This window comes from Ensifer sp. 4252, from assembly GCF_050434565.1.
Classification (GTDB): Bacteria; Pseudomonadota; Alphaproteobacteria; order Rhizobiales; family Rhizobiaceae; genus Ensifer.
This window is the reverse complement of record NZ_JBNDIU010000038.1, coordinates 18,054-29,336: the sequence shown is the minus strand read 5'-3', so window position 1 is coordinate 29,336 and position 11,283 is coordinate 18,054. Positions and strand designations below refer to the sequence as shown.

Genomic DNA, 11,283 nt, shown 5'->3' with positions numbered 1-11,283 from the left:
GCGTGTCCAAGCCCCCCACACACCGACCCACACCCCCCCCCCCCCGCCGGTAATGGCAGAAATTCATCCGGCCCTTCGGGTTGGCTCAAAACGGCCGCCCACTGTGTCGGATGGCTTGCCCGATGGATTCGCATCGCTCTGCGCCATCCTTCGTGTGGAACGGCCGTTTTGAGCCAACAGAATCGCTTCCGTTTAAAGGTGAAGCGCTCTAACCAGTGCATTGCATGAGCTCGATCCGGTTGCCGAAAGGATCGCTGACATAACATCGCTCGCAGCCGGCAAGCGGCGCGTCCTGCATGATCGGCACGCCCGCGGCCTCGAGCCGCAGAAGAAAGCGAGAAAGATCGTCGACAAGAAGGGCCGGATGAGCCTTGCGCGCCGGCGAGAAGGCCGGGTCGATACCGAGATGAATTCTTGCCTCTCCCCGCTCGAACCAGCAGCCACCACGTCCGGCAAGGTTCAATGGCTTCGGCACCTCGGCTAGGCCGAGAAGCCCCTCGTAGAAGCCTCGTGCTGCACCCTCCATCCCGGCAGGCATGGCCAGCCGGACATGGTCGAGCCCCATGATTTGACCGGTCGGCTCCGGGCTCTCGGCGGGCCCCGCCATCAGGCGTGAAGGTGGTAGATCTTGTTGACGATGACCCAGCGCCCGTCGATCTTGACCAGCGACAGATAGTCGGAAAAACGGTCGCCGGCGAAGCTGTCGATCACCTTGACCGTTGCCGCATCGCCGCTGATGTCGGTCATTTCCACATCCATCTCCGGCTGGGTCCCGGGCGGCGCGCCTCCCTGGTCCAGCACCGCCTTGATGAAGCCGTCGCGCGTCATCCATTCGAGCGCGCCTCTGTAGTTGCCGATGATCGCTGCGTCTGGGTGAAACGCCTTGCGCAACGCACCCTCGTTGGCAAAGGCCATGCCGTCGACATAGAGATGCACCACCGCGCTGATCGCCTGCTCGTCGGACATTCCCGATCCTCCGGAATTGTTGGTCACGACAGGAGAGGTAGTGCGTCCGGCGTAAAATTCGATGGGGGGATGCCCCGCCTCTGCAAGGAGGCGGGGCATATGCGTTCAACGATTGGTGAGCGCCAGTGACGCATCCGTATAGCGCTTGCCGGCAACCAATGCCGGCGACAGCGCATCGCCGAGCCGGGCGAGCTCGTCGCCGGTCAGCACGATATCGGCCGCGGCCGCGTTCTGCTCCAGGTGGTGGAGCTTGCGCGCGCCGGGAATGGGCACGATGAAGTCGCCCTGGTTGATCACCCAGGCGAGCGCCAGTTGGGCGGCGGTCACGCCCTTTTCGCGCGCGAGCGCTTCCAGCGTTTCGACAAGCGCGGCGTTGGCGCCGAGGTTTTCCGCCTGGAAGCGTGGCAACGAACGACGGAAATCGTCGGCGGCCAGATCGTCGGCCTTGCGGATCGTGCCGGTCAGCATGCCGCGCCCGAGCGGGCTATAGGGCACGAAGCCGATGCCGAGTTCGCGGCAGGTCGCCAGCACGTCCTCTTCCGGGTCCCGCGACCAGAGCGAATATTCGCTTTGGACCGCCGCGATCGGATGCGCCTGATGGGCACGACGGATCGTTTCGGAGCTTGCCTCGGAAAGGCCGAGTGTCCGCACCTTGCCCTGACGCACCAGATCGGCCATCGCGCCGACGGTTTCCTCGATCGGGACCTCGGGGTCGACGCGGTGCTGGTAGTAGAGGTCGATCACGTCGATCCCCAGTCTCTTAAGCGAGGCATCCGCCACGGCTCTGGCGTTTTCCGGTCGGCTGTCAATGCCTTTGATCGCCTCCGCCGCCGGCTTGCCGGACTCGATCCTGAAGCCGAATTTGGTGGCGATCGTCACCTTGTCACGCAAAGGCTTCAGCGCCCGGCCGACGAGCTTTTCATTCTCGTAGGGGCCATAGACTTCAGCCGTGTCGAAGAAGGTGACGCCGAGGTCGACGGCGCGCTGCAGCGTGCGGATCGAGTCCGCCTCGTCGGCGCCGCCATAGGCAAAGCTCATCCCCATGCAGCCGAGGCCGATGGCCGAGACGGTCAGTTCATTCCCGAGTTTGCGGGTCTTCATGTCGTATCCTTTCGGGGTAAGGGCGGTCATGCAGGCGCGCCAAGATGGCGCGCGAACGCATCGAAACAACAGGCATTCGCCGGCGCTGGCCAGTCGGCTCCAAGCGGCGCTCCTGCGTGCCGCACTTCCCGGTGCCGCTTGGCCGCGACGATTGGGAAAGGATAGGGGCGGGGAGTGCGCGTGAAAATCTCTGTCAATTCTCACGGGCTGTTCTATTATTTAGATCAATGAACAGAACCCAGCTTTCCCAACTCGCGGTCCTTGCCGCCGTCGCCGCCCATGGCAGTTTTCGCGGTGCCGCCCGCGAGCTTGCCATCGCACCGTCGGCGGTCAGCCACGCGGTCGGCAGCCTTGAAGCGAGCCTGGGTGTGCGGCTTTTGGCGCGGACCACCCGCAGCGTCGCGCCGACTGAGGAGGGCCGGCGGCTTCTGGAGCGGCTGGCGCCGGCGCTCGACGAGATCGCCCACGCGCTGGTGGCGGCCACTGATACGCGCGACCGGCCTGCCGGCAATCTGCGCATCACGGCACCGCGGTTTGCCGCCGATCTCATCCTGGCGCCCCGGCTTGGCGCGTTTCTCAACCGCTACCCCGAGATTGTGCTGGAGATCGCCAACGAAGACGGCTTCACCGACATCGTCGAGCAGGGATACGATGCCGGAATACGCCTCGGCGAAAGCCTTGAGGTCGACATGATCGCCGTCAAGGTCGGACCGGAGCTCGAAAGTGCTGTCGTCGCATCGGCCGATTATTTCGAGCGTTTCGGTCGGCCCCTGCATCCGCGCGATCTTGCTGATCACCGCTGCATCCGGCGACGCTTTTCCAATGGCACGCTCTATCGCTGGGAGTTCGAGCGGCAAGGGGAGGAGTTGACGGTTGCCGTCGAAGGGCCGCTTATCCTCGGTGAAGACAGGCCGATCATCAAGGCGGCGATGGGTGGGGCAGGGCTTGCCTATCTCTTCCTCTCACGGGTGGAAACGGCGATCGCTGAAGGGAGGTTGACCCGCGTGCTCGAAGATTGGTGCGCGCCCTATGCCGGCCCGTTTCTCTACTATCCGAGCCGGCGCCAGATGCGCCCGGCTCTTCGCGCCTTCATCGATTTCTTCCGGTATGTCGGGTAAGGGGGCGACCGGCAGACGGGCCGGCCGCCGGTTCCTGATCAGGCGGCCTTCATCGCCTTCCTGTTGGAGTTCGCGGTGGCGAGCTTGGTCAGATCACCGTCGGTGACGGCCTCTTCCTTTAGCGTCGCGTCGAGCAGCTTCACCGCATCCTTCAGGCCCATCGTCTGCGCCCAGGTCTTCAGCGTGCCGTAGCGGGCGATTTCGTAGTGCTCGACCGCCTGGGCCGCGGAGATCAGGCCGGCATCCAGCGCCGCCGTACCCTTGAATTCGTCGAGGATCTCTTCGCCCTCGGCGAGGATGCCCTCGATCGCTTCGCAGGTCTTGCCCTGCGCCCGCTTACCGATCAGTTCGAAGACCTGCTGAAGCCGTTCGACATGGGTTTCGGTCTGATCTCTATGCTTTTCGAATGCCGCCTTCAGCTCCGGCGCCTGCGCGCCTCGCGCCATCTTCGGCAGAGCCTTCAGGATCTTGCGTTCGGCGTAGTAGATGTCCTTCAGAGTGTCGTGGAACAGGTCGTCCAGTGTCTTTTCCTTGGCCATTGTTGCCGTCCTTTCTGGGGTGGGAACGCGAGGACAACCTCTGCCGTGATGGTTTGTTCCGCAGGCCCGGGATTTTCATGCCATCGGTCGCGTGATGCCGGAGCACCCGCGGAAACAAACGGCAATGCAGCGTGCGTAAGCCGACCTACCTCTCCCTGATCATGGACTTGCAATTGCCAGCCGGCCGGGCACAGTCGCGCTGACGCGGATTGCCACGAGGGGAAAGCGCAGTGAAGAAACCCGGTTCGGTGAAATCATTGGAAGATCTCGGGCGCGTGCGGCTGTCGAAAAACTTCTTCCTGCGCGAGTTCCTGCATTCGGAGATCGCCGATGTCCATCGCATCCCGAACATCCCCGATGATCCCGAGCTGGCGATCGAGGCGGGGCGGCGGTTGTGCGAGGAACTGCTGGAACCGCTGGAGGCGACCTTCGGCCGTTTGACCATTCGCTCCGGATACCGAAACCGCGCGGTCAACGGTTTTGGCAACGCCCACGGCCTCAACTGCTCGAGCAATGCGGCGTCGGCGGCCGATCACATCTGGGACATGCGCGATGCGGACGGCTGCATCGGCGCATCCGCCTGCATTGTCATTCCCTGGGTCTGGGACCGCCGCGGCGAGGTTGGCGGCTGGCAGTCGATCGCCTGGTGGATCCACGACCATCTGCCCTATTCATCGCTCTGTTTCTTTCCAAAACTCTGGGCGTTCAATATCCAGTGGCACGAGCGGCCGGCGCGCCGGATCCGAAGCTTCGCCGAGCCGCGTGGCATGCTGACCAAGCCGGGCATGGCAAACCAGCACGGCAGCCACCATGTGTCCTATGCGCTCTTCCCGGAGTTGGCGAACGTGCCGAAATTCAGCTTGTAACGGACATGGTCGCGGTCGCCGAGTAGCGGTCATAGAGACGGCGCGCGACGGTATTCTCGCGTTCGGTATACCAATAGAGCCGGTCCCAGTCCGACGCCTGGCAGAGCGCGATCAGGTCGTCGATCATGGCGCCGGCGACGCCCCGGCCGCGTGCCGACGGATCGACATAGAGATCCTCGATGTAGCAGATGGGTCGCCGGAAGAAGGTTGCGAGCTGCTCCTGGCAGATGGCGAAACCAACCGGTTTGCCATCGGCAATTGCCAGTCGCGCCAAGAGCGGGGCGGCGGGATCGATCAGGCGGCTCCACGTCAGGCTGATGATGTCCTCCGCCAATTCCGTGCCGGAGAAGGAGACATAGCCGGCCCACAGGCGGCGCCAATGGGTTTCGTCACCGGCGGTCGCCGCCCGTATGCTCAATGCCATCGTTCCTGCCTTGCTCCTGCTATTCGCCCACGTCATTGAGCTGGCGAATCGCCTCGTCGCTCAACGTCAGCTGGGCCGAACGGATGAGGCTCGTCAACTGGTCGAGATTGGTGGCGCTGGCGATGGGGGCGGTGATGCCCTTGCGGTTTCTGACCCAGGCAAGCGCAATCTCGGCCTGTGTCGCTCCGGTCTCTTCAGCGATTTCATCAAGCACGCCGAGGATGCGCATGCCGCGGCCATCGAGATATTTTTCGACGCCCGAGCCGCGCGCCGACCCCTCGAGATCCTTGTGCGTGCGATATTTGCCCGAGAGGAAACCACGCGCCAGCCCGAAATAGCTGATGACGCCGATCTCCTCGCTGATGCAGAGATCGCGCAGCGGCCCGTCGAAGCTGTCGCGATCGTAGAGATTGTATTCCGGCTGCAGCACCGCATAGCGTGGCAGGCCACCATTGGCGGCGACATCCAGCGCGTCGCGCAGTTGAAGCGAGTTCAGGTTCGACGCGCCGACGGCGCGCACCTTGCCCTCGGACAGCAACTGGTCGTAGGCGGCAAGCGTTTCTTCGTAAGGGGTTTCGGGATCGGGCCAATGCGACAGGTAAAGGTCGATATGATCCGTCTGCAGCCGCTTCAGCGAATCCTCGACCGCCTGCAGGATCCAGCGACGCGACAGGCCCTTGCGGTCCGGCCCAAGTTCGGATCCGACCTTGGTGACGACCACCGCCTGGTCGCGGCTGCGACTGGACTGTTTCAGCCATTTGCCGATGATCGTCTCGGATTCGCCACCCTGGTTTCCTGGCGCCCAGGAGGAGTAGACGTCGGCGGTGTCGATGGCATTGAAGCCGGCATCGAAGAAGGCGTCGAGCAGGGCGAAGGACGTCTTTTCGTCGGCCGTCCAGCCGAAGACGTTGCCGCCGAAGACAAGCGGCGCGATGGATAGGTCGGTTCGGCCAAGTCTGCGTTTTTCCATGGTTTCGCTCCATTGGACTGGATGAAAGCAAGTGCGCGATCGGGAGGATTGCCGGCAGGAACATAAGGCAAGCGAACAAAGCTTGTCACCTGCCGCACGTCTTTTTTATCGGCCGCCGCCGCTTGATAGGTACGTACCTCGCCGTTAGTCTCTGGCCCTCAATCAGGGAGCCCCGCCATGTTTCGTTTCGGAATTCTGTCCACGGCCAAGATCGGCCGCGATCTCGTCGTGCCCGCCATCCAGGACGCCGAGAACTGCGTCGTTTCGGCAGTCGCCAGCCGCGATCTCGCAAAGGCGCGCGCCATGGCCGACCGCTTTTCCGCGCCGCACGCATTCGGATCCTATGAGGAGATGCTCGCCTCAGACACGATCGATGCGGTCTACATTCCGCTGCCGACGTCGCAGCATGTGGAATGGACGATCAAGGCCGCCAACGCCGGCAAACATGTGCTCTGTGAAAAGCCGATTGCGCTTCGGGCATCCGAGATCGATGCGCTGATTGCCGCGCGCGATCGCAACAGGGTGCTGATCGCCGAAGCCTTCATGGTCACCTACAGCCCCGTATGGCGCAAGGTTCGTTCGCTGCTGGCCGAGGGGGCGATCGGCCGTCTGCGGCACGTGCAGGGCGCCTTCACCTACTTCAACCGCGACCCCGGCAATATGCGCAACATTCCGGCGCTCGGTGGCGGCGGCCTGCCGGATATCGGAGTCTATCCGACGATCACCACGCGCTTCGTGACGGGCAAGGAGCCGGTGCGCGTGCAGGCAAGCACCGATCGCGATCCGGAATTCGGCACCGACATCTATTCGAGCGTGCGCGCCGACTTCGGCGATTTCGAGCTGAGCTTCTATATCTCCACCCAGCTTGCCGCCCGCCAGGTCATGGTCTTCCACGGCGACAAGGGCTTCATTGAGGTGAAGTCGCCGTTCAACGCCGACCGCTACGGCCGCGAGGAAGTCGAACTCACCAACCAGAACCACGCCCAGTCGCAGCTTTTCCGCTTCCAGGATGCGCGCCAGTACAAGCTGCAGGCGGAAGCGTTTGCGCGCGCTGCCCAGGGTGAGGCCGAGGAGGTGGTGACGCTTGAAAACTCCCGGCTCAACCAGAAGCTCATCGACGCGATCTATCGCGCCAGCGACAAGGATAGCTGGGAAAAAATCTGAGCCGGCTAATGAACGAGAAAAGCCCGCCGGCGCAACCCGGCGGGCTTTTCTCGTTCTTGCGGGATCAGGCGAGGGCCGCACGCTCCCTGGAAAAACCCTTCAACTTGAAGAACAGGAAGTCGCCGACACCGACCAGGCCGACGATCATAAGTCCGACGCCGATAGCCGTCAGCGAGCCATAGGCAGCCACAAGCAGGGCGATACTTGCGATCTGCCAAAGGATGTCGCCGCCGATGCTGATGCGGGCGGCAGCCGATACCGGACCGCCGTTGCGGGCGGCCGAGAGATGGAAAATTCCCCAGGCGAGAAGTCCGACGCCGAGCAGCTTCATCATCAGCGGCGTGGCGGCCGGGCTGATGAGAGCGGCGAGCGGGGCCGCACCGAGGATGAGGATAGCGGCGACCAGGAGCGAAAATGCGCCGTCGGCGAGGAAGGTCTTGTTGAGCAGGCTGCGGTTGGAAAGGGTCAGCATTTTCGGCTCCATTTGTTTGTCGATATCCGGATGTTGCCGTCTCGCGATCATGAAACCAATTACCTCAGGGGTAATGGATTTTATACAGCGCCTGCGCCAATCTGCCGGCACAACGGAGATCGGCATCGATGGAATTCGGCAATCACCTGAAGGAATGGCGCGGGCACCGCCGCATGAGCCAGCTTGACCTGGCCGTGGCTGCCGGCATCTCGACGCGGCACCTCTCCTTCCTCGAGACCGGCCGCTCGAAGCCGTCGGAAGGCATGATCCTGCGTCTGGCTTCGGTGCTCGACATTCCGGCGCGCGATCAGGGCACTCTGTTTTCGGCTGCCGGGTTCCGTCCACGCATGACGACGCGTCCGGCCTCTGGGCTCGATGCCATGCCGCCGGCCGTCGCCAATGCCATCCGGCTCATCCTTGCCCGGCACGATCCCTATCCGGGCCTCGTGCTCGATCACGAATACACGCTCCTGATCGTCAACCCGGCACTGGCAGCACTCGCCGTCTCGGCCGATGTTCCCTTCAATCCCGGCCAGAATTTTCTCGATGCCTTTCTCTCTTCGGAAAATGTCCGCTCGCTTGTGGTCAACTGGGAGGCTGCGGCCGCCGATCTCGTCCAGCGCGTTCGTACCGAAGCCTGGCTGCAGGGGCCGAGGAGCCGCCTTGGCAAGAGGCTCGAGAGGCTGGCGGCCGATCCCGCCGTCAAGCGCGCGGTCGAGAACTATCCGGATACCGACCGGTTGCCGGTTCTGCCGGTCGAGCTGCGCGTCGGGCCGGTGAATCTCAGCTTCATCACCACGCTCCAGACCTTCGGCTCGACGCAGGACGCCTTGGTGGAAGGCGTGCTGATCGAATCCTTCTTTCCTGCCGATGAGGAAACGAAGAACTTCTTCGAGCGAAAGGGCTGACGTTTCAGCTGTTGTGCACGCCCGCGATGATGGCGCCGCACAACGCGAGCGCAACACCCATATTGTAGCCGCCGATCGCCGCTGCGACCTCCAGCCAACTGTCGGTCCCGGTGATCGAGCCGGACAGCGCGCCCGCTGCAGCAAGCGCAACGGCAATGAGCACGCATGCCGGCGCAGAGCGCAGACAGCAGGCGGTGATGCCAAGAGCGAAGGCGGCGATGACGATCATGGAATTCCGTTTCAGGAAGAACGCCAATCATCCTGCCGCAACGGCGCTAAATTTCGTTTAACCGTCGCGGCGAACTCTGGCCTTTTCCGCTCTCGGCCGTCCCAGAATGGCAAAAGGCCTGTTGAGCATGGCACTGGAGGCTGGCCTTCGGCCGGCGCTGGCGGCAAACTGCCATCATGAGCTCCATTTTCGATAACGATTCTCCGAGCAACCTCACCGAATATTCGGTCTCTGAGCTTTCCGGCTCGATCAGGCGCACGGTCGAGCAGGCCTTCGATCAGGTCCGTGTGCGCGGCGAGATCTCGGGCTATCGCGGGCCGCATTCTTCGGGGCACGCCTATTTCGCGCTCAAGGACGACCGGGCGCGTATCGACGCGGTGATCTGGAAGGGCACGTTCTCGCGGCTGCGCTTCCGCCCGGAAGAGGGCATGGAAGTGATCGCCACCGGCAAGGTCACGACCTTCCCCGGTTCGTCGAAATACCAGATCGTCATCGAGACGCTGGAGCCGGCCGGGGCCGGCGCGCTGATGGCTCTGCTGGAGGAGCGCAAGCGCAAGCTTGGCGCCGAGGGCCTGTTCGACGCGACGCGCAAGCGGCCGCTGCCCTATATGCCCAGAGTGATCGGCGTGGTCACCTCGCCGACGGGCGCCGTCATTCGCGATATCCTCCACCGCATCGCCGACCGGTTCCCCGTCCACGTCGTCGTCTGGCCCGTGCGGGTCCAGGGCGAAGGCTCGGGGGACGAGGTAGCGGCGGCCATTCGCGGCTTCAACGAATGTGAACCCGGCGGGCCGATCGCCCGGCCCGACGTCCTGATCGTCGCGCGTGGCGGCGGCAGCCTCGAAGATCTCTGGGGCTTCAACGACGAGGCGGTCGTGCGCGCGGCGGCAGCCTCCGAGATCCCACTGATCTCCGCCGTCGGCCACGAAACCGACTGGACGTTGATCGACTACGCCGCCGACCAGCGGGCGCCGACACCGACGGGGGCGGCGGAAATGGCCGTGCCGGTCAAGGCCGATCTGGAAGCGGAAGTGTCCGGCCTTTCGGCGCGGCTGAAAGCCGGCATCGCCAGGCAGATGGAAAATCGTCGCCAGGCGGTGCGGTCGCTTGCCCGCGCGCTGCCGTCGCTCGATCAGTTGCTGGCGTTGCCGCGCCGCCGTTTCGACGAGGCCGCGCTCGGCCTCGGACGTGGCCTGATGATGAATACTACGAACAAGCGCCGGCTGTTCGAGCGCGCTTCGGCGGAGCTTCGGCCGGATCTGGTCAAGGCACGGCTCGGCGATCGTCGGCAACGGATAGGTGATGCGATGAACCGCGCCGAGCGCGTCATCGAGCGGCAGGTCCATCGTGGCCAGTCGCGTGTGTCGGCAGCAGACGCGTCGCTGCGGGCGCTGCCGTCGCGCCTGCTGGCCCAGATCCACCGCTCGGCGGATCGTGTCGCCGGCCTTGTCGCTCGCTCCGACGCGGCAATTCGCACGGATATCCGCCGCTTGACGGGTGTGATCGCCGCGCAGGACCGCATCCTGCAATCGCTGTCCTATCGCAACGTCCTGCAGCGCGGTTTTGTGCTGGTGCGCGACGGCGAGGGCGGCCCGGTTCGCCAGGCGGCTGCCGTTGCGCCCGGCATGGCCCTGTTGCTGGAATTTGCCGACGGCAGCGTTTCGGCCATCGCCGGCGAGGATGGCGAGCCGCCCGCGCAGGCGGCCACCCGGAAGAAGCAGCCGAAAACCGGCGGTCCCGGCGGTGATCCGTCGAAGCAGGGCAGCCTCTTTTAGGCAAGGTTTGCGATCAGCTGAGCGCTCAACTGTGCAATTAGGTTAAGGTTGACCGTGCGGTTTCGGCATCGACGACGCCCGCGTTTCATCGCCCTGTTACGGATGCAGCATAACGCCACCGGCAACCTCACTATGCGGGACGGAAGTCAGACATGGGCGAACGAGCCAAGATCATCTTCATTCATGGCGCTTCCAGCAGTGGAAAATCGACTTTGGCGCGTGCGGTCCAGGCACAAATCGGCGAGCCGTTCTGGCATGTCTCGATCGATCATCTTCGTGACTCGGGCATGGTGCCGATGGAACGATTCCGGCGCGGTGATTTTCGGTGGAAGGAATACCGTGCCCGCTTCTTCGAAGGGTTCCATCGGTCTCTGGTCGCCTATGCCTCGGCCGGCAACAATCTCCTGCTGGAGCACATTCTCGAAGAGCCCCAATGGGCCTCTGACCTGGCATTGATGCTGCAGCCCTTCGATGTCTTCTTCGTCGCGCTCCACTGTGAGCTTGAGGAACTCGTCCGCCGGGAAACGCTGCGCGCAGACCGGCCGATCGGCAGCGCTGCAGACGATTTCTATCGCATTCACGAGGGACAGCGCTACGACCTCCAGCTGCGTTCAGGACAGGCTGTTGAAGAGAACACTGCACAACTGATTTCTGCCTGGGCGTCGCGCCGGTCGCCATCCGTTTTCGAAGAGCTCGCTCTGGAAGCGCGCGCAGCACCGGGCTATTCCTCCGGTCACTAAGCAAGGGCTCG

At 63.7% G+C, this 11,283-nt stretch carries 14 protein-coding genes; 6 read left to right on the top strand and 8 right to left on the bottom strand.

The window, feature by feature from the left end:
- Nucleotides 1-208: 208 nt before the first annotated feature.
- From ABIE33_RS34000 to ABIE33_RS33990, 3 genes are all read right to left on the bottom strand, one after another.
- Entirely contained in the window at nucleotides 209-565 is a 357-nt protein-coding gene (locus ABIE33_RS34000; protein ID WP_429133279.1) for a VOC family protein, read from the bottom strand.
- 41 nt (nucleotides 566-606) lie between these two features.
- Nucleotides 607-966, bottom strand: coding sequence for a nuclear transport factor 2 family protein (locus ABIE33_RS33995; protein WP_429133277.1), 360 nt, complete (start codon nucleotides 964-966; stop codon nucleotides 607-609).
- 105 nt (nucleotides 967-1,071) lie between these two features.
- Nucleotides 1,072-2,067: an aldo/keto reductase gene (locus ABIE33_RS33990; protein ID WP_429133275.1), complete on the bottom strand. Its 996-nt coding sequence runs from the start codon at nucleotides 2,065-2,067 to the stop codon at nucleotides 1,072-1,074.
- 227 nt (nucleotides 2,068-2,294) lie between these two features.
- Between ABIE33_RS33990 and ABIE33_RS33985 the strand changes: the two genes are divergently transcribed.
- Nucleotides 2,295-3,185 (top strand): LysR family transcriptional regulator, encoded by an 891-nt coding sequence (locus tag ABIE33_RS33985; RefSeq protein WP_429133273.1) that lies wholly within the window; start codon nucleotides 2,295-2,297, stop codon nucleotides 3,183-3,185.
- 38 nt (nucleotides 3,186-3,223) lie between these two features.
- On the opposite strand, the gene ABIE33_RS33980 is transcribed toward ABIE33_RS33985, so the two are convergent.
- Entirely contained in the window at nucleotides 3,224-3,724 is a 501-nt protein-coding gene (locus ABIE33_RS33980; RefSeq protein WP_429133271.1) for a ferritin-like domain-containing protein, read from the bottom strand.
- A 230-nt stretch (nucleotides 3,725-3,954) separates the two neighbouring features.
- Here ABIE33_RS33980 and ABIE33_RS33975 point away from each other — a divergent pair, with 230 nt between their 5' ends.
- Nucleotides 3,955-4,590, top strand: a complete 636-nt coding sequence (locus tag ABIE33_RS33975) for a hypothetical protein (RefSeq protein WP_429133269.1) — start codon at nucleotides 3,955-3,957, stop codon at nucleotides 4,588-4,590.
- Here the strand turns inward: ABIE33_RS33975 and ABIE33_RS33970 are convergent.
- Together ABIE33_RS33970 and ABIE33_RS33965 are read right to left on the bottom strand one after the other, a co-directional pair.
- Nucleotides 4,580-5,014: an N-acetyltransferase family protein gene (locus ABIE33_RS33970; RefSeq protein ID WP_429133268.1), complete on the bottom strand. Its 435-nt coding sequence runs from the start codon at nucleotides 5,012-5,014 to the stop codon at nucleotides 4,580-4,582. The two genes, ABIE33_RS33975 and ABIE33_RS33970, sit on opposite strands and share 11 nt — an antisense overlap.
- 19 nt (nucleotides 5,015-5,033) lie before the next feature.
- Nucleotides 5,034-5,984, bottom strand: coding sequence for an aldo/keto reductase (locus tag ABIE33_RS33965; RefSeq protein WP_429133267.1), 951 nt, complete (start codon nucleotides 5,982-5,984; stop codon nucleotides 5,034-5,036).
- A gap of 177 nt (nucleotides 5,985-6,161) precedes the next feature.
- Between ABIE33_RS33965 and ABIE33_RS33960 the strand changes: the two genes are divergently transcribed.
- Nucleotides 6,162-7,148: a Gfo/Idh/MocA family protein gene (locus ABIE33_RS33960; protein ID WP_429133265.1), complete on the top strand. Its 987-nt coding sequence runs from the start codon at nucleotides 6,162-6,164 to the stop codon at nucleotides 7,146-7,148.
- A 64-nt stretch (nucleotides 7,149-7,212) separates the two neighbouring features.
- Here the strand turns inward: ABIE33_RS33960 and ABIE33_RS33955 are convergent, their stop codons facing one another.
- Nucleotides 7,213-7,620 (bottom strand): hypothetical protein, encoded by a 408-nt coding sequence (locus tag ABIE33_RS33955; RefSeq protein WP_429133263.1) that lies wholly within the window; start codon nucleotides 7,618-7,620, stop codon nucleotides 7,213-7,215.
- Between the two features lie 128 nt (nucleotides 7,621-7,748).
- On the opposite strand from ABIE33_RS33955, the gene ABIE33_RS33950 reads away from it, so the two are divergent.
- On the top strand, nucleotides 7,749-8,528 hold the full coding sequence (locus ABIE33_RS33950; RefSeq protein ID WP_429133262.1) for a helix-turn-helix domain-containing protein: 780 nt from the start codon (nucleotides 7,749-7,751) through the stop codon (nucleotides 8,526-8,528).
- Between the two features lie 4 nt (nucleotides 8,529-8,532).
- Here ABIE33_RS33950 and ABIE33_RS33945 read toward each other — a convergent pair whose 3' ends face one another.
- Nucleotides 8,533-8,757, bottom strand: a complete 225-nt coding sequence (locus ABIE33_RS33945; protein WP_429133260.1) for a hypothetical protein — start codon at nucleotides 8,755-8,757, stop codon at nucleotides 8,533-8,535.
- A 176-nt stretch (nucleotides 8,758-8,933) separates the two neighbouring features.
- Between ABIE33_RS33945 and xseA the strand changes: the two genes are divergently transcribed.
- On the top strand, nucleotides 8,934-10,532 hold the full coding sequence (gene xseA, locus ABIE33_RS33940; RefSeq protein WP_429133258.1) for an exodeoxyribonuclease VII large subunit: 1,599 nt from the start codon (nucleotides 8,934-8,936) through the stop codon (nucleotides 10,530-10,532).
- 152 nt (nucleotides 10,533-10,684) lie between these two features.
- The gene (locus ABIE33_RS33935) at nucleotides 10,685-11,272 is read left to right on the top strand and encodes a chloramphenicol phosphotransferase CPT family protein (RefSeq protein ID WP_429133256.1); all 588 of its coding nucleotides are present in this window, start codon (nucleotides 10,685-10,687) and stop codon (nucleotides 11,270-11,272) included.
- The last annotated feature ends 11 nt before the right edge of the window (nucleotides 11,273-11,283 follow it).

Bases quoted from the DNA above. Each gene is read 5' to 3' on its own strand.
- ABIE33_RS34000 (WP_429133279.1), bottom strand. From the start codon at position 565: ATGGGGCTCGACCATGTCCGGCTGGCCATGCCTGCCGGGATGGAGGGT.
- ABIE33_RS33995 (WP_429133277.1), bottom strand. From the start codon at position 966: ATGTCCGACGAGCAGGCGATCAGCGCGGTGGTGCATCTCTATGTCGAC.
- ABIE33_RS33990 (WP_429133275.1), bottom strand. From the start codon at position 2,067: ATGAAGACCCGCAAACTCGGGAATGAACTGACCGTCTCGGCCATCGGC.
- ABIE33_RS33985 (WP_429133273.1), top strand. From the start codon at position 2,295: ATGAACAGAACCCAGCTTTCCCAACTCGCGGTCCTTGCCGCCGTCGCC.
- ABIE33_RS33980 (WP_429133271.1), bottom strand. From the start codon at position 3,724: ATGGCCAAGGAAAAGACACTGGACGACCTGTTCCACGACACTCTGAAG.
- ABIE33_RS33970 (WP_429133268.1), bottom strand. From the start codon at position 5,014: ATGGCATTGAGCATACGGGCGGCGACCGCCGGTGACGAAACCCATTGG.
- ABIE33_RS33965 (WP_429133267.1), bottom strand. From the start codon at position 5,984: ATGGAAAAACGCAGACTTGGCCGAACCGACCTATCCATCGCGCCGCTT.
- ABIE33_RS33960 (WP_429133265.1), top strand. From the start codon at position 6,162: ATGTTTCGTTTCGGAATTCTGTCCACGGCCAAGATCGGCCGCGATCTC.
- ABIE33_RS33955 (WP_429133263.1), bottom strand. From the start codon at position 7,620: ATGCTGACCCTTTCCAACCGCAGCCTGCTCAACAAGACCTTCCTCGCC.
- ABIE33_RS33950 (WP_429133262.1), top strand. From the start codon at position 7,749: ATGGAATTCGGCAATCACCTGAAGGAATGGCGCGGGCACCGCCGCATG.
- ABIE33_RS33945 (WP_429133260.1), bottom strand. From the start codon at position 8,757: ATGATCGTCATCGCCGCCTTCGCTCTTGGCATCACCGCCTGCTGTCTG.
- xseA (WP_429133258.1), top strand. From the start codon at position 8,934: ATGAGCTCCATTTTCGATAACGATTCTCCGAGCAACCTCACCGAATAT.
- ABIE33_RS33935 (WP_429133256.1), top strand. From the start codon at position 10,685: ATGGGCGAACGAGCCAAGATCATCTTCATTCATGGCGCTTCCAGCAGT.